At 72.4% G+C, this 16,286-nt stretch carries 14 protein-coding genes; 9 read left to right on the forward strand and 5 right to left on the reverse strand.

Annotated elements, in window-relative coordinates:
- Positions 1-9: 9 nt before the first annotated feature.
- Positions 10-699, reverse strand: a complete 690-nt coding sequence (locus tag PKF00_RS08105; RefSeq protein ID WP_271216754.1) for a response regulator transcription factor — start codon at positions 697-699, stop codon at positions 10-12.
- A 498-nt stretch (positions 700-1,197) separates the two neighbouring features.
- Positions 1,198-2,130: a GNAT family N-acetyltransferase gene (locus PKF00_RS08110; RefSeq protein ID WP_271216755.1), complete on the reverse strand. Its 933-nt coding sequence runs from the start codon at positions 2,128-2,130 to the stop codon at positions 1,198-1,200.
- Positions 2,131-2,554: 424 nt separating this feature from the next.
- Between PKF00_RS08110 and PKF00_RS08115 the strand changes: the two genes are divergently transcribed.
- From PKF00_RS08115 to PKF00_RS08135, 5 genes are all read left to right on the forward strand, one after another.
- Positions 2,555-3,403 (forward strand): arylamine N-acetyltransferase family protein, encoded by an 849-nt coding sequence (locus PKF00_RS08115; protein WP_271216756.1) that lies wholly within the window; start codon positions 2,555-2,557, stop codon positions 3,401-3,403.
- Between the two features lie 390 nt (positions 3,404-3,793).
- Positions 3,794-5,458, forward strand: a complete 1,665-nt coding sequence (locus tag PKF00_RS08120; RefSeq protein WP_271216757.1) for a serine/threonine-protein kinase — start codon at positions 3,794-3,796, stop codon at positions 5,456-5,458.
- Positions 5,455-7,731, forward strand: coding sequence for a protein kinase family protein (locus PKF00_RS08125; RefSeq protein WP_271216758.1), 2,277 nt, complete (start codon positions 5,455-5,457; stop codon positions 7,729-7,731). The genes PKF00_RS08120 and PKF00_RS08125 overlap by 4 nt, the downstream gene beginning before the upstream one ends.
- Positions 7,724-9,247, forward strand: a complete 1,524-nt coding sequence (locus tag PKF00_RS08130) for a serine/threonine-protein kinase (RefSeq protein ID WP_271216759.1) — start codon at positions 7,724-7,726, stop codon at positions 9,245-9,247. Before PKF00_RS08125 ends, PKF00_RS08130 begins: the two co-directional genes overlap by 8 nt.
- 36 nt (positions 9,248-9,283) lie before the next feature.
- On the forward strand, positions 9,284-10,654 hold the full coding sequence (locus tag PKF00_RS08135; RefSeq protein ID WP_271216760.1) for a protein kinase family protein: 1,371 nt from the start codon (positions 9,284-9,286) through the stop codon (positions 10,652-10,654).
- 63 nt (positions 10,655-10,717) lie between these two features.
- On the opposite strand, the gene PKF00_RS08140 is transcribed toward PKF00_RS08135, so the two are convergent.
- Entirely contained in the window at positions 10,718-11,686 is a 969-nt protein-coding gene (locus tag PKF00_RS08140) for a winged helix-turn-helix transcriptional regulator (RefSeq protein WP_271216761.1), read from the reverse strand.
- Positions 11,687-12,013: 327 nt separating this feature from the next.
- On the opposite strand from PKF00_RS08140, the gene PKF00_RS08145 reads away from it, so the two are divergent.
- Complete coding sequence (locus tag PKF00_RS08145) at positions 12,014-12,205, forward strand: tail-anchor membrane protein (RefSeq protein ID WP_271216762.1); 192 nt, start codon at positions 12,014-12,016, stop codon at positions 12,203-12,205.
- 198 nt (positions 12,206-12,403) lie between these two features.
- On the opposite strand, the gene PKF00_RS08150 is transcribed toward PKF00_RS08145, so the two are convergent.
- Both PKF00_RS08150 and PKF00_RS08155 read right to left on the reverse strand, forming a co-directional pair.
- Positions 12,404-12,715 carry a DUF3817 domain-containing protein gene (locus PKF00_RS08150; RefSeq protein WP_271216763.1) on the reverse strand — a complete coding sequence of 104 codons (312 nt, stop codon included), beginning with the start codon at positions 12,713-12,715 and terminating at the stop codon, positions 12,404-12,406.
- A gap of 54 nt (positions 12,716-12,769) precedes the next feature.
- On the reverse strand, positions 12,770-13,522 hold the full coding sequence (locus PKF00_RS08155) for an SURF1 family protein (RefSeq protein WP_271216764.1): 753 nt from the start codon (positions 13,520-13,522) through the stop codon (positions 12,770-12,772).
- 143 nt (positions 13,523-13,665) lie between these two features.
- On the opposite strand from PKF00_RS08155, the gene PKF00_RS08160 reads away from it, so the two are divergent.
- From PKF00_RS08160 to PKF00_RS08170, 3 genes are all read left to right on the forward strand, one after another.
- Positions 13,666-13,833: a hypothetical protein gene (locus PKF00_RS08160; RefSeq protein ID WP_271216765.1), complete on the forward strand. Its 168-nt coding sequence runs from the start codon at positions 13,666-13,668 to the stop codon at positions 13,831-13,833.
- 246 nt (positions 13,834-14,079) lie between these two features.
- Entirely contained in the window at positions 14,080-15,537 is a 1,458-nt protein-coding gene (locus PKF00_RS08165) for a flavin-containing monooxygenase (protein WP_271216766.1), read from the forward strand.
- Positions 15,538-15,738: 201 nt separating this feature from the next.
- On the forward strand, positions 15,739-16,080 hold the full coding sequence (locus PKF00_RS08170) for a hypothetical protein (protein WP_271216767.1): 342 nt from the start codon (positions 15,739-15,741) through the stop codon (positions 16,078-16,080).
- Positions 16,081-16,286 lie beyond the last annotated feature (206 nt).

Below are 16,286 nucleotides of genomic sequence, written 5' to 3' on the forward strand. Positions count from 1 at the left end.
GGGGCGGGGTCACTGCCGGACGAGGGCGTAACCGACCCCGTGAACGGTCCTGACGACGCCGGGACCGAGCTTGCGTCGCAGCGCGCGCACGTGGCTGTCGACCGTGCGGGTGGCCGCCGCCTCGGAGAACCCCCAGATGTCGGCGAGCAGCCGCTCGCGCTCGAACACCTGGCCGGGACGTTCGGCGAGGCGGCACAGCAGGTCGAACTCGGTCCTGGTGAGCTGCGCCTCCGCCCCCCGCACGTAGACCCTGCGCTCGGCGGTGTCGATCTCGATGTCGCCGACGCGGACGACCGTGTCGGCCCCGGCGAGCTGGGAGGCCCGCTCGACCCTCCGCAGCAGCGCGTGCACCCGCGCGACCAGCTCGCGCATGCTGAACGGCTTGGCCATGTAGTCGTCCGCCCCGACGCCGAGCCCGACGAGCAGGTCGGTCTCCTCACCCAGCGCGGTGAGCATGAGCACCGGCACCGGCCTGGCCGCCTGCATCCTCCGGCAGACCTCGAGCCCGTCAAGGCCGGGCAGCAGCCGGTCGAGCACCACCACGTCGGCTCCGGTCCTCGCGTAGGCCGCGAGCGCCCCCTCACCGTCCCCGACGACCTGGACGTCGAAGCCCTCGGCCGCGAGGCGGTGCCGTACGGCCCGCGCGATCGTCTCGTCGTCCTCCACCACGAGGACACGTCGTTGCTGAGGGGATGTCATGTTCCGCAGCGTAGAGGGGGCATGTGCAGATGACCTGCGGTGAATTGTGAATATTTTGCGCACCCGTCCGCTACCCGCGCCGCTCCTCTCACCCGCGAGACCACATCCCCCGCCAGGACCGTCCAGACGCGGACGGATCGGCGTCGGTGCACGACCCGGGAAGCCTTCCCGGACACAGCGCCAATGCTGTGTCCGGGAAGGTTCACCGAGTTGCGCGCCGTTCGAAGGCGCCGATCACGTCCGTACCGACACTCGCCGTACCGGCGCCCGAAACACCACGAACCTGGTGAAGACATGTGGCCACCACACCAGACCACGAACCCGGCGAAAACACGCGGCCACCACACCAGACCACGAACCCGGTGAAAACACGCGGCCACCACACCAGACCACGAACCCGGTGAAAACACGCGCTCACCACACGAGATCACGAACCCGGTGAAAACACGCGGCCACCACGCCAGACCACGAACCCGGCGAAGGCACGCGGTCACCGCACTAGATGAGGATCATCCTGCGCCCCATGACGTGGTAGCCGAGCCGGGCGAACGACGCCGCCATGGGCGCGTTGCCCACGTCGGTGTTGTCGTTGACCTCCGGCGCGCCCTCGGCGGTGAAGATGTGCAGCGCCTCGGTGACCAGGTCGTCGGCGTAGCCGTGACCCCGGTGGGCGGGGTCGACCCCGACGTAGCCGACCGTCGCCGACCTGTCGTTACGGGTGGGCATGACGATTCCGACCAGTTCACCGGAGGCGTCGCGGGCGAGCCGCCAGCGCCCCCGCCCACCGGCCATCCCCGCGACCGCGGCCACCGTCCCCTTCGCGGTCTCCCGTGCGCCCTGCTCCGCGAGGGTGCGCCTGTCCCAGGCGTCCAGGCTGCCCTCGAGGACCCTGACCAGCAGGTCGACCACGAGTCGGTCGTCGTCGGCCGGGGTGAAGGCGAGCCGGGTCGACCTGGGCGGCAGTCCCTGCTCGGGGGTCCAGCGCAGGTTGAGCCGCTCGACGGACCGACGCCACCCGGCCTGCTCGGCCCCGCGGATCCGGTCGGTGGCGTCGGCCACCGCCTCGGGTCGCTCATGCCAGTCGGCGGGCAGGACCAGGTGGTACTCGGGCCGCTCGCCCGTCCCTTCAGGGGCAGGCAGCACGGCGTGGGCGGCCCGCAGCAGGGCGGCTCCCACCTCGATCCGGTCGGGGCCGAGCCCCGGGTCGAACCAGTCGAGGCTGTAAGGACGCTCGGAGCCGCGCGGCCCCCAGAACGCGGCGCGCGCGACCACCTCGTCGCCGCGCAGCGCCACCCAGACCCATCCGGGCCGGTAGTCGCGCTCGTCAAAGGACAGGGGCCACGTCCCGACGCCCGAGGCGGGCAGCGGTCCGTAGCGGTGGAACAGGTCGAACTCGCCCGCTTCGAGCGGACGGAAAAGCAGATCTGACACGTGAAACTCCAGACAGCGGGTGCGCTCTCCGGATCTCAGGCGGTCCGCCGCCCGAGGCGGGAGCGCGTGACCAGGTTGGCGAACATCTGCTCCTCACCTCCTCATGCTCGAAGGGACGATCAGGTTAGCCGTGGGGACGACCCGCCCTCAACCGGATAACGCGGCCGGCGCACCCGCCGAAGGGGCGGCGGGGCCGGCGAGCCCTCCCGACCCGTGCCAGGCCCGCGCCCTCAGCCATGCCCGCGCCCGACGCCTCCGCGCCCCCGGCCATGCCGGGTGACGCCCCGTACCCCGGTCATGCCCGGCGACGCCCCCTGTACCCCGGCCATGCCCAGCCATGCCGGGACATGTCCCGGCCATGTCCCGGCGTCGCCCCGCGCCCCGGCCGTGCCCCCGGAGACCGCTCTCCGCATATGGTGACGGGGTGATCGACGTCGGCGCCTACCTCCGCAGGATCGGTGTCAGGGCCGAGGGCCCGCCCAGCGCGGAGTCGCTTCGCCTGCTCCACAGGGCGCACGTCGAGAGCGTGCCGTACGAATGTCTGGACATCTGGCTCGGCCGTCCCACGACGGTCGACCCGGTGGAGTCGGCCGCGCGGATCACGCGTGGCCGGGGCGGCTACTGCTACCACCTCAACGGCGCGTTCGCCCTGCTGCTCGAGACGCTCGGCTACCGGGTGGCCCGGCACGTCGGCGGCTCCCAGTACGACGCGCGGTCTCCCGCGGGCGCCGACGGCGGACACCTCGTGCTCACGGTGACCGGCCTGCCGAGCGCGGACAACCCCGGCGGCGGGTGGATGGTCGACCAGGGGCTCGGCGACGGGCTCCACGAGCCGCTCCCCCTCGCCGAGGGCGTCTACCGCCAGGGCCCCTTCACCTACGGCCTGCGCCCCTCCCAGGCGGAACCCGGCGGGTGGCGGTTCGACCATGATCCGCGCGGCACCTTCCTCGGCCTGGACTTCCGCCCGGAACCCGTTCAGATGTCGGCGTTCGCCGCCATGCACGAGTTCCTGTCCACCTCGCCCGAGTCAGGATTCGTACGCGTGGCCACGGTGCAGCGACGCGACGCCACGGGCGTCGACATCGTGCGGGGCCTGGTCCTGACCCGTCTCGGCGAGCGCGAGCACACCATGATCCTGGAGACCGAACGCGACTACTTCGAGATGCTGGCCGACGTCTTCGCCCTTTCCCTGGACGACGTGACACCCACCGAACGCGCCAAACTCTGGCGTCGCCTGTGGACCGCCCACGAGCAGTGGTCCGGACTGCGCTGATCCCGTACTGGTCCCGCGCTGATCCCGTGCCGGCCCCGTACTGGTCCCGTACTGGTCCCGCGCCGGCTCAGCGCCGCTCCAGCGGGAAACCTCCTGCCGCGAATCGCTCCTCCACAGGAAAGACGGATGGGGTCGAAGCGCCGTTCGCCTGTCCCGTGCCCCTCCACGGGAGGGGTCATGGGCGGTTCGTCCCTTCACTTACGGACACATGCGGACGCTCACATACGGATACATACGGACGCTTTCGGGGTGACCTCACACGCCGACGAGAACGCGCGTGACACTACGAAGACCGAAGCCAGGGCCAAGTGGCCGGAATGCGATCCTCATTCATTGGTCCATATGCCGCTAAGTGGCTATGTTGCTGTCCGCGATGGGATGGCGAACGGGGTGAACGGGATCGACACTCGAGTGCTAGCGGGCCGCTACCGCCTGCTCAACCCCCTCGCCGAGGGCGGGACGGGCGCGGTCTGGCTCGCCGCCGACGAGATGCTCCGCCGTGACGTGGCGGTCAAGGAGGTACGGCTCCCGCCGGACCTCGACCCCGTCAGGCGGCAGGAGGCCTGTGCCTCCGCGCTCCGTGAGGCCAACCTGGCCGCCCGGCTCAAGCATCCCTCCATCGTGACCGTCCACGACGTGATCATCGATCAGGACCGGCCCTGGGTCGTCATGGAGCTGCTGTCGGGCGCCTCCCTGGAGCAGACCGTCCGCCAGAGGCAGCCGCTGCCGACGCACCAGGCGGCCCGGGTCGGCGTGGGGATCCTCAGCGCGCTCGTCGCGGCGCACGCGGCCGGGGTGATCCACCGGGACGTCAAGCCGGGCAACGTCTTCCTCACCCGGACGGGGCGGGCCGTCCTGACCGACTTCGGCGTCGCCGTCGTCGAGGGCGAGGCGACGGCGGGACGCACCGGCCACCTGATCGGCTCCCCCAACTACATCGCCCCCGAACGCCTGCGCGGCGAGCGCGGCGGCCCCGCCTCCGACCTGTGGTCGCTCGGCGCCACGCTCTACTTCGCCGTCGAGGGCCTGCCCCCGCACCCGGCGGAGACCCCCGTCGCGGCGATCGGCCGGGTGCTCACCGACCCCGCCAGGCCGCCGGAGCGCGCGGGGGCGCTCGGCCCGCTGCTGACGCTCATGCTCGCTCCCAGGGCCGAGGACCGCCCCTCCTTCGACGACGTCGCCCGCTCCCTCCAGGAGATCGCCCTCGGCCGCCCGGCCACCGCTCTGCCCCCGGGTCCCTCCGGATCCGTCCCCTCCGGGCCCGTCCTCGAGAGGATCCCCGTCCCCTCCGAGCACGAACGCCCCCTTCCCGAGGAGTCGACCGGCGGGCGGCGGCAGGCCGGAGCGCGGGAGCGGAGCGGGGGACACGCGCCCGTGCCCGTGCCGCGCGGGAGGCGCACCGCCGTATGGGCGGCGGCCGAGGTGGCGGCCGTCGTGGCCGTCATCGCGGTCACCGCGGGCGTCGCCCACCTCCTCTCAGACGGTACGGCCCCGGCGGCCCCGGCCAGGCTCAGCGAGAAACCCGGCGTGTTCGCCGTCCCGGTCGACCCGTGCAAGCTGATCTCCGCGACCGAGGTCAGACAGCTCCTGCCCGCCCTGAAGGCGGCGGGCCAGCCGACCAACCAGGGCGGCTGCCAGTGGACGACCCCCGGCGTCGGCCTCCAGGTCTATCCCGCGGGCCTGGACAAGCAGTGGGGGAAGAGCCCGCGCCAGGCCCACGAGCTGTTCGTCAACCAGCGGCACAGCGTGCTGCCCAGCGGGCAGACCGCCTGGAGCTGGCCCGGCATCAAGGCGGGGGTGCGCTCGGCCAGGTCGACGGGTCCCCTGGAGGTCGGACCGGCCGGGGACGAGGCGTTCGGCTACGACCTGTACGAGAACAGGAAGACCGGCAGGCTGGAGAAGAGCCACGTGGTCCTCCGCGTCGACAACCTGGTCCTCGAGGTCGCCTACACCGTGGTGGACGGCAGCAAGGACGGCCCCAAGATCCAGGCGGGCGCCCACACCGCCGCGACCTGGGTCGCGCAAGCGCTGAACAAGCAGAAGGCGAGCGGATGAACCATCCAGACGTCCCACGGTCGCAGGGCAGGCACGCGGGCCGCCACGCCGTGACCGGGTCAGGCTCTGTCGGGGCGGCGAGCCCGGCGTTGCTGGAGCAGGCCTCGCTGGAGCAGGTGATCGGACGCCTGGGACCGATGCCCCCGCAGCGGGTCGCCACCGTTGGCCTGGCCGTGCTGGATCAGCTCGTGGCCGTGCACAACCGCGGGATGCTCCACGGCGACGTGCGTCCCGGCTCGGTGCTGCTCGGCCCCTACGACCAGATAACCCTCACCGCGCCGACCCTGCGCTCTCCGGCCTTCACCGCCCCGGAAGGCGTGACGGGCCCCGCGGCCGACCTGTGGTCGCTCGGCGCCACCCTCTACACGGCCGTCGAGGGACGTCCTCCGTCCCCCGGCGGTTCCCTCGACAGCGCGGGGCCCATCGGGCCGATCCTGTTCAGCCTGCTCTCCGGCGACCCCGGCCAGCGGCCCGACCCCGGCACGCTGCGCAACACCCTGCTCGACCTCTCCAGGAACGGCGGCGCGGTGCACACCCCGCTGCCCCCTGTCCGCGCCGACGCGCTGCCCCCGCCCTCTCCCTGGGCTGACTCTCCCTTCCCGTTGGAGCTTCCCGAGCTCCCGCCGCCTCCTCCCGAGCCCAGATCCGAGTCCAGGACGGTGTTTCCCGCGCCGATCCCCCCGGCGCCTCCCTTTGCGTCGCCCCCGGCGCCTCCTGCCATGACGTCCTCCCCCGACCCGCTGACGTCCTCCCCCGACCTGCTGGGGCTCTCCTCCACCCCCTCCGGGTTCGGGTTCTCCTCCGACCCACCGGGGTTCTCCTCCGATCCTTCCGGGTTCGGGTTCTCCTCCAATCCCTCGGCCTTCACCTCGAGCCCTTCGCTGTTCTCTCCGGACCCCGCAGCGCCCTCCGCGCCTTCCGGGCCCGCCGTACCCTCCATGCCCGCCGTGCCTTCCGGGCCCCACGCGCCTTCCGGTTCCGAGGCCGTCGGCGCGGCTTCGCCGTCCCTCCCCCAGGGGGCGCCGGAGACGACCGCCCGGGTCCCGCGCCCCTCCGAGCCGGGGACGTCCGCCTCCGCGCCGCACCCTCACGGACCAGGGACGCCGCATCCTCACGGACCAGGGACGCCGCATCCTCACGGACCGGGGGCCGCCGCCCCCGGGACACCTGCCCACGGCCCCCATGGAGCGGTCATCCCCGGGGCGTCCCCCTATGGAGCCGCACCCGTACCGCCCTCCCCCGCCGAGGCGGCCACCAGCGCGCCGTCCTCCCCCGAGCCCGAGTCGTCCATCCCCACCTCGCCGTTCCCGAACCTGGAGGGCGCGGCTCCCTCGTCTGCTCATCCCGCGCCGCCCCCGCCCGGAGCGCCGTTCCCTCCCGACGCGACCGCGCCCGTGCCGCCCGGTTTCGAGCCGGAGGCGGTCATCGCGCAGCCGGACATCCACCAGCGGACGGCACAGGGACCCGCCCCCACCCTCGTCTCCGTCCCCGTCGTCTCCACGCCCCCTCCCGGCTCCGTCTCACGTGAGCTCGTCCCGGTCTCCACGGCCAGGGGAGACGACTCCCCTCCGGACCCGATCGGAGCGGCGGAGCGGTCCGCCGGACGTCCCCCCGGCGTGTTCGTGCCCCGCTCGATCGTGGGGCTGACCGGCGGCCTGCTGCTGGCCATGGCGGTCACCATCGGCGTCCTGCTCGCCCCTGTGCTCAGCGGCTCGGGCGAGGGAGAGGACGCCCAGGGCTCCGAGTCCTCAGGGGGCAAGGCCCGCTTCGCCTCCGCGCCCAGGGCGTGCGGCCTGCTCGACGAGAAACAGGCCGACCAGGTCGTGCCGGGGTTCAAGAGCTCGGAGGTCGAGACCGCCGAGTGCAACTGGCTCAACCAGCATGACTGGCGCAAGCCCAACTCGGAGAGGTTCGACCTCCGCGTACGGCTGGTCGCCCAGAAGCAGGACGCCTCCGGGATCGTGAGGGCCAAGGAGTATCTGGCCGGAAAGCGGAAGGACTTCGCCGACAGGGGCAAGTTCGCCACTCCCAAGCCCACACCGCCCCAGGACCTGAAGGGAGTGGGCGAGGAGGCCTTCACCGTGAAGCGCTACGAGCCCATCACCATCTACGGCGGGTCGTACAAGGTCACCGTGGTGTTCCGGGTCAGCAACCTGATCGCGGAGGTCGAATACGAGCGGGGCGGCGTCAAGGAGGACCCCGACGGCGAGATCGCCAAGGGCGCGGCGCAGGTCGCCCGCTGGCTCACCGAGTCCCTGAAGAGCGATGGCTGACCAGGTGCTGCCCGTGCTCGCGGGCCGTTACCGGGCCCTCGACCGGCTCGGCGCGGGCGGGATGGGCGTGGTCTGGCGCGCCAGGGACGAGCTGCTGCACCGCGAGGTGGCGATCAAGGAGGTGCTGCTCAGCCGGAACCTGACGGAGGCGGAGCGGGCGGAGACACGGGAACGCACCCTTCGCGAGGCGCGGGCCGCCGCCCGGCTGAGCCACCCGTCCATCGTGGCCGTGCACGACGTCGTCGCCCAGGACGGCCGCCCCTGGATCGTGATGGACCTCATCCGGGGCCGCTCCCTGGACCAGGCCATCCGTCAGGACGGACCGCTCCCGCCCCGGCGGGTCGCCGCGATCGGCGTGGCCGTGCTGGACGCGCTGTCCCTGGCGCACAGCAGGGGCATCATGCACCGGGACGTGAAACCGGCCAACATCATGCTCGCCGACGACGGCGGGGTGCTGCTGACGGACTTCGGCATCGCGACCGTCGAGGGCGACGCCCAGCTGACCTCGGCGGACTCGCTCGTCGGCTCCCCCGGCTACATCGCCCCGGAACGGCTGCGCGGCGGCGACGGCCCGGCCGCCGACCTGTGGTCCCTCGGCGCGGCCCTCTTCGCCGCCGTCGAGGGACGGGGCCCGTTCCAGCGGAACGTCCCCGTGGCCACCCTGGGCGCCGTGCTGACCGAGCCGACCCCGTTCCCCTCGCGGGCGGGCGATCTGGCGCCGGTGCTGCTGGCCGTACTGGAGAAGGAGCCCCGGCAGCGTCCGGGGGAGGCCGCGCTCCGTACGGCGCTGCAGCGGGTGGCCCAGGGGATGCCCGCGGGCCCGCTCTCCCCGGCGACCGGCCCCGTGACCCAGCCCTCCCCCGAACCACGACGGGCCACGCGGTCAGGGCGCGGCCGTGCCGGATGGCTCGTCGGGGCCGGAGTGGCCGCGGCGGCCGTGGGGGTGACCGCGACGGTCCTGCTGACCACGGGCGGGTCGGGAACCCCCTCGCCCTCCCCCACGTCCGCCGACCCCGGCGCGGGCCGCTTCGCCTCCGCCCCCGCCCCCTGCTCCCTGCTCAGCAAGGCCGAGGTCCGCGCGGCGGGACCGACCTCCGCCCCGATCACCGACGTGGCCAAGAGGGACGCGGAGGCGTACTGCAGCTGGAACGACTCGTCCGGCGGGCGCACGCTCAGGGTCGCGCTCAGCCACCGGACGGCGACCCCCGGCAGATCGGCGGCCGACACGGCGCACGCCTTCTTCGCCGCGGAACGGGTCAAGGTCAAGGCCGACATGGGGACGGGGCTCTTCGGCTCCGTCGGCCCGCTGCGGGACGTGGACCGGGTCGGCGCGGAGGCGTTCGGCTACGACGTGCAGGCCCTGGACAAGATCCACTCGGTGGTGCGGTTCCGGGTCAGCAACCTGCTGATCGAGGTCAACCTGTCGGAGAAGGGCAAGCGCGCGACCCCCGAACTGCGCAGGCAGAGCGTGCGCGCCGCCCGGCTCGTCGCCGAGGAGCTGAACGGCCGTGACTGACGTGACCGGCCCGTCCTCGACCGGAGCGCACGCGCGATGAGCGATCCCAGCCTGCTCGCCGGGCGTTACCGGTTGCTGGAGCGCCGCGACCACACCGGCACCTCATGGCGTTCCCGCGACGAGCTGCTCGGCAGGGACGTCACGATCTCCGAGGTACGGCTCCCGCCGCCCGGTCCCGAGCGCGACCGGCTCCTCGGCCAGATCCGCGCCGCCGCCGACCTCAGACATCCCGGTGTCACGACCCTGCACGACGTGATCTCCGCTCCGGACAGGATGTGGCTGGTCGCGGAGGCGGTCACGGGCCGTTCACTGGTGCAGACCGTCAGGACCGAGGGACCGCTCAGCTCCGAACGCGCCGCCGAGGTCGGCCTGCGCGTGCTCGACGCGCTGAACGCCGCCCACGCGCGGGGCGTCCGCCTGGCCGCGACCCCCGACACGGTGGTGCTCGCCCCGGACGGGCGGGTCGTGCTGACGGGCATACCGACCGCTTTCCCCACCGACGACCTGCGTGATCTCGGCACCACCCTGTTCACCGCCGTCGAGGGCAGGGTGCCGGACACCGGGTCGCAGGCACTGCCCAGGATGGCGGACGGCTCGCCCCTGGCCGCCCCCGCCACCGGCTCCATGACGGGTGGCCCGACCGGTTCGAGCCCGCTGGCCCCGCTCGTCGAGGGCCTGCTGGCGGCGGACCCGGCCCATCGCCCCGACGCCACCTCGGTCCGCCTGGCGCTGGAGAAGGTCTCCCCCCGGCCGAGGGCCGTCCGCCTCAGGTCCCCTCTGGTCGCCGTCGCGGCGCTGGTGACCGCCCTCGCCGTCGTGGCGGGCGTCGTCCTGTGGTTCCTGCCCTCCTCGTCCGATCCCGCCCCGTCGGCGGAGAAGCAGGCTCCGCCGGCGGAACCCGCCTCGTTCCGCGCCGTCCCACGGCCCTGCGGGCTGCTGTCCAAGGAGCGATTGGCCGACCTCTATCTCACCGACCGTCCCTTCACCGACGGCACGGCAGAGTGCGGCTGGGGGTCGGCCGAGGACGCCGGCACCCCCACGAACCTCAGGCACCAGCTCTCCTACACGATCAGGATCTTCCCTCCCCGACCTGACGGGTCCGAGAAGAAGAGAGCGCACGAAGCCTTCGCGACCGCCTTCGCGGCCGCGACGCGGAACGCGGGGACGGACACCGACGGCGCCCTCAGAAGCAAACCGGTCCTCGTCGAGGGGATCGGCCAGGAGGCCTTCTCCGGAACACTGGACGCCGACTACGAACACGCGGTTGGAATCACCTTCAGGGTCGGCAACCTGCTGGTCACGCTGGAGTATCAGCGCGGCGGGGGACAGAACAGCTCGGGCCAGACGGAGAAGGGCGCAGCCGAGGCGGCAAAGTGGATCGCGGAGGCGCTGGCGCGCGGGAGGTGAGATCCGACGCGCTCCTTCTCTCCCCCAGCCCTCCTTCCCCGGCCTCGCTCGGCGCGGACCTCCTCAGCGCGAAGGAGCCTCCTCGGCGCCGGAGGAACGGATCTCGCGCCGCCGGAGCGGCAGGTCGCAGGAGGCGCAGAACAGGACGGGGGCGAGGGGCGCGTCGCAGGGGGTGTGGGTGAGGGTCAGTTCTGAGCCCCTCGGGGCGGGCAGCTCGCGCTGGGCCCAGTCGACCAGGAGGGCGAAGACTCCGAAGAGGGCGAAGCCCCTGTCGGTCGGCCAGTAGGAGCCGTCGGGGCCGGAGGCGAAGACGCCGAGCTCGACGAAGCGGCGCAGCCTGTCGGTGAGGACCGAGGGGGCGATGCCGAGCTCCGCCTGGAAGTCGACGAAGCGGCGGGAGCCGAGGAAGGCGGCGGCCAGGAGGGCGGCGCTCCAGCGGTCGCCGAGGATCTCCATCGAGTCCGGGTGATAGCCGATCGGGTCGGGGCCCGCGTCGTGACGGACCGTACGGCGGTGCCCGCGCGGCCTGCCGATCCGGGAGAACCCCGCGGCGGGTCCGGCCTCCACCCGGGTGTCCCGCGCGCTCACCGGCCCGCGACACGTCTCGCACCCGAGGTACGGCCCGGCCTCCTGTCCGCACAGCTCGTGCAGGAGCCGCGGCGTCGTCCCTCCGTCGGTCCAGTCCCACTCCCACGACCGGATGGCCGCGAGCGGCGCCCACAGTCCGAGCCCCCGTCCGGTCAGCCGGTACTCGTAGCGGGTGCGGCCGTCGCGGTAGGCGGTGAGCTCGAGGATCCCGTGGCCCACCAGTTCCCTGAGCCTGGCCGCGAGGACCGACTCGGAGATCCCCAGGGCGTCCCGCCATCCGGCGAAGGTCCTGATCCGCAGCGCGAAGGCCCGCTGCAGGATGAGCAGCACCCACCGATCTCCGAGGATCGCCAAGGCCTGCCCCGCCGCACCGGGCGCGTCGTCCGTCACCCCCCACCCGGTCCCGCCCACGCCGCCCGTCACCCGCCGCCCGGTCCCGCCCACGCCGCCCCTCCACTGCTCGCCCGGATCGCCGACGCGTCGCGGAACCGCCCGGCGTGACGCCGCCCCGGGCGGTCTGGCGCGCCCTGGGACGACACGGTCGGGGAGCAGGGGCCGTCGACGGGCTGGCTTCTCTTACCATAGCGCCCCGGGGTGTGGCGGGCCTTGATGAGCACGGGCGGGCCGCCGGGCGAGGTCCTGGATCGGACACGGGACCGGGCAAACACGATATATCTCGGATGGAACCCGGCGGGGGGCCCGCACGTTGGACAGGAGACGCAGAATGAACGACAGGCGGGGCGTGCGCTCCGCGTTCGGAGGATGTTGAGGATGTCGCCCGTCCAGAAGTATCTGCTCGGCGCAGGCGTGGTGGTGGTCCTGTCGTGGCTGTTCCTGCCCAACCTGCTGTTCACCCTGGTGGTCCTGGGCGTCATCGCCGCCCCGATCGTCGGATACCTGATGCTCGACCCGTCTCAGCGGGCCAGGCTCAAGCGCATCCGCAGGCGCGGCATCGACCGCTGACCCACCGGGCCGAGGGTCCCGCCCCTCGCCGGGGCGGGACCGCCTTCCCCGGGTCACGCGGTCCCGGGTCACACGGTCCCGGGTCACACGGTCACGGCCCGCCGACCCGGCGGTCGCCGCACGCTCCGGCGTCCGGGCCGCCGTGACGCGCTCCGGCGTCCGGGCCTCTGGGCGACCGCGGCGCGCCCCCGCGACGCGTCAGGCCGTCGCGAGCTCGGCCTCCACGCGGCGGGTGACCCTGCGCTCGAACACGAAGGACAGCAGCGGCACGGTGCCCGCGAGCATCACGCCCGCGATGTACGGCCACGACCAGCGAGCCTTCATGCCCAGGTTCATCGTGGCCACGAGATAGAGCATGTAGAGGAAGCCGTGGATCGGGGAGACGACCTTCGACGGGCCCTCGATGTCGAAGCCGTACCTGAGCACGATGCACGAGACCAGGACGAGCAGCATCACGCCGACGACGTACGCCAGGATGCGGAAGGGCTTGAGGGCGGATTCCACGGTCATCTACCTCGGTCTGGGAGTTCGGACACTGAAAAGATATGTCGGGTTCGGGGGGAGTCAGGCCGCGGCGGGTTCGGGTTCCGACTCCCGCTCCGCCGTACGGCCACGCAGCGCGTCCCGCACGAAGTGCCACCACATGAAGACCGCGAAGAGGCCGAAGATCCACCACTGGGCGGCGTAGGCGAGGTTGCGCCAGGTCAGCCCGCCGGGCTCGGTCGGGGCGGGGGCGTTCACCGGCTTGGCCGCGACGGCGGGGGCGGGGGTCTGGGCCGTGGCGATGACGAACCCGTCGCGCAGCTTCACCCCCCGCCACAGGTTGACCAGCTCCGCCGACGAGACGGTCAGCACCTGCCCCTGCGGCAGCGGCCTCGCTCCGCGCCGCACGCTGTCGGTCGCCTCCGAGGGCTGCAGACGCCCGGTCACGGTCACCTCGCCCCCCGGCACCACGGCGGCCGGGTCACCGGCCGCGGCCACCCAGCCGCGCACGACGGGAATCGAGGTGCCGTCGCCGAGGTCGAGCGGGGTGAGCAGCCACAGCCCCCCGTCCCGTTCGGCGACCAGGAGTTGCCTGGACGGGTCGTAGGCCCCCTTCGCGGTCACCCTGCGGCTCGCCGCCTCGCTCGTCAGGTGCTTGCCGGGCTGCGTGAGAGTGGCGACCGCGACCGGCGCGGGGTCCCGTGCCGCGTGCGGCTTGCCCGACTCCTCGAACACTCCCAGTTGCCAGCGGCCGAGGAGCCCGCACACGACAAGCGCTCCGATCGCGAGCAGGTGAAGCGCCAGCACGCGAGGAGAGAACAGGATCCGGAGCATGACACCACGCTATCCGCCCACCCACGCGGTCCCGCCCCCAGCACCGCGCCTCACCGTTCCCTGAGACCGCGCCCGTCCCCGATCCTTATGAAAGTGGCATGAATCGGTAGTGGGTCAGCAATAAATGTCGCTAAAGTCGACCCATGTCTGAACCTCAGATCGACCCCGCGGGCAACACCCAGCAGTTCCGCGCGTTCGCCCAGCGCAAGGAGCCCGAGGCCGCGCCCGAAAAGCGGTCGCTGGTCGTGCCGATCGTCGCGGTGCTCGCGGTGGTGGTCGTGGCCGCCGTGGCCGCCTACCTGATCTTCTAGGAAGCCGGACAACCGACAGCGCCGACGGCAGTGGCCCTCGGCGCTTTTCGTGTTCCCTCGGTCTCCCCGGTCCGGCACGCCGGCTGATCGGCGTGAGATGACTCACCGCATGGGGTGTGGACCACGCGGAGAGACGACGCCTACCGTGGATCACGTGTTCAAGAGCGCGGAACGTCCTCGCCGCCGGACCGGGCCGTACGCCGGCGGGCTCCCCGTCGCCGCCGGAAGAGCCGACGAGGAGGCCCGGTGAGCACGCGCCCCGGGATAACGATCATCGGCTCCGGCTTCGCCGGGCTGGGCATGGCGATCAAGCTGAAGGAAGCCGGATACCACGACTTCGTGATCCTGGAGAAGGCGGACGACCTCGGCGGCACCTGGCGCGACAACACCTACCCCGGCTGCGCCTGCGACGTCCCCTCGCACATGTACTCCTTCTCCTTCGAGCTCAACCCGGACTGGTCGCGGATGTTCTCCCCGCAGGCGGAGATCCGTGACTACATGCGGGCCTGCGTCGCCAAGTACGGCCTGGCGCCGCACCTCCGCTTCCGCCAGGAGGTCGTCGAGCTGGCGTACGACGACGCCGCCAGGCGATGGCGGGTGAGCACCGGCGACGGCGGGACGTTCACCACCAACGCCGTGATCTCGGGCGTCGGCGCGCTGCACGTCCCCTCCCTGCCCGGCATCCCCGGCCGGGAGAGCTTCCTGGGCCCCTCGTTCCACTCCGCCGAGTGGGACCACTCGGTCGACCTGACCGGAAAACGGGTCGCGGTGATCGGCACCGGGGCCTCCGCCGTACAGTTCGTCCCCCGGATCGCCGGGCAGGTCGCGCGCCTTCACCTCTTCCAGCGCACGCCGCCGTGGATCCAGCCGAAACCCGACTTCCCCATCTCGTCGCGGATGAGGAGAGTCCTCCGGCTGCCGGGCGCGGCACGGGCGCTGCGCGCCTCGATCTACTGGGCGCTGGAGAGCCGCGCACTGGGGTTCACCGTCGACCCGCGCCTGATGAGGCCGCACGAGGAGACGGCCCTGCGACACCTGGCCAGGCAGGTGCCCGACCCGGTGCTGCGCGCCAAGCTCACTCCCGACTACACGATCGGCTGCAAGCGCATCCTGATCTCCAACGACTACTACCCGGCACTGGGCAGGGACAACGTCGAGGTGATCACGGACGGTGTGGCCGAGATCCGGGAGAGCTCGATCGTCGACTCCACCGGCAGGGAGATCGAGGTCGACGCGATCGTCTACGGCACCGGCTTCAGGGTCGTCGACGTGCTGAACGACCAGCGGATCACCGGCAGGAACGGGCTGAAGATCCAACAGGCCTGGCAGGACGGCCCCGAGGCCTACTACGGGATCACGACCGCCGGGTTCCCCAACCTGTTCTTCCTGCTCGGCCCCAACACGGGCCTGGGCCACACCTCGATCGTCTTCATGATCGAGTCCCAGGTCCGCTACGTGATCGACTGCCTGCGCCTGCTGTCGAGGACCGGGGCCAGGGCGCTGGACGTCAGACCCGAGGCGCAGCGCGCGTTCAACGAACGCCTCCAGAGCCGCCTGCGCGACCTGGTGTGGAACGAGGGCGGCTGCAGAAGCTGGTACCTCGACGAACACGGCGTGAACCGGACGCTGTGGCCCGGCTTCACCTTCGAGTACTGGGCGCGCACCAGGAAGGTGCGGCCGGGGTCCTACGAGCTCATCCGCTGACCGCCGCCCCGCCGCAGGCCGCGCCCCTCGGCGGGCGGCCCGCCCCACAGGCCCCGAAGGCCACCCCGGATCTCACCGAGCACAGGAAGCTCGCCGTGACGGAAAGTGACGACATCCAACCCTTCACGATAGGTAGTTATTCGACTACCAACTGTAATGTATGAGCTGAACACCTACCGTCACGAGAGGAGCTCATCCCCCATGCGTCTCTCCAGCCGCACGTTCGCCCTGGTCGTCACCGCTGCCGCCACCGCGGCCGCCCTGGCGACCGTCTCCCCCGCCCACGCCTCCGACGACCCGGTCCCGGCCGACGAGTCCTCCGCCCCCACCTACGTCTGCGACACGGTTCTGCACCACTACGGCTCCGTCCTGGGCAGAGGCCACTGCGACGGCCCGGACGGGGCGGTCAAGGAGGGAGAGGTCGTGGGTGAGGCCTCCCTGTCCGACCGGCAGAACCCCGTGCACAAGTACGTCTGCCTCTTCGGCGGCCGCACGAACCTGCCCGACGACGTCACGCTCAACGGCTGCCCCGAGGCCGACTAGTCCCAACGCAGTAGATCTCCCCCGCGTCGAGCGGCGACCGCCTCACCCGTGAGGCGGCACTCCCGACCTCGGCGCCACGGGGAACCAGTCCCGGCCTCCGAGCCGGACAGAGGGGGCCGCCCGCGGCACATGCGGGCGGCCCCCTCGTCGTGGGAGTTCAGGCGAGCCGGTGATCAGGGCGGGCGACGGGACGGCAGGCCGGATGT

It is taken from the genome of Streptosporangium carneum (assembly GCF_027922005.1).
Lineage (GTDB): Bacteria > Actinomycetota > Actinomycetes > Streptosporangiales > Streptosporangiaceae > Streptosporangium > Streptosporangium carneum.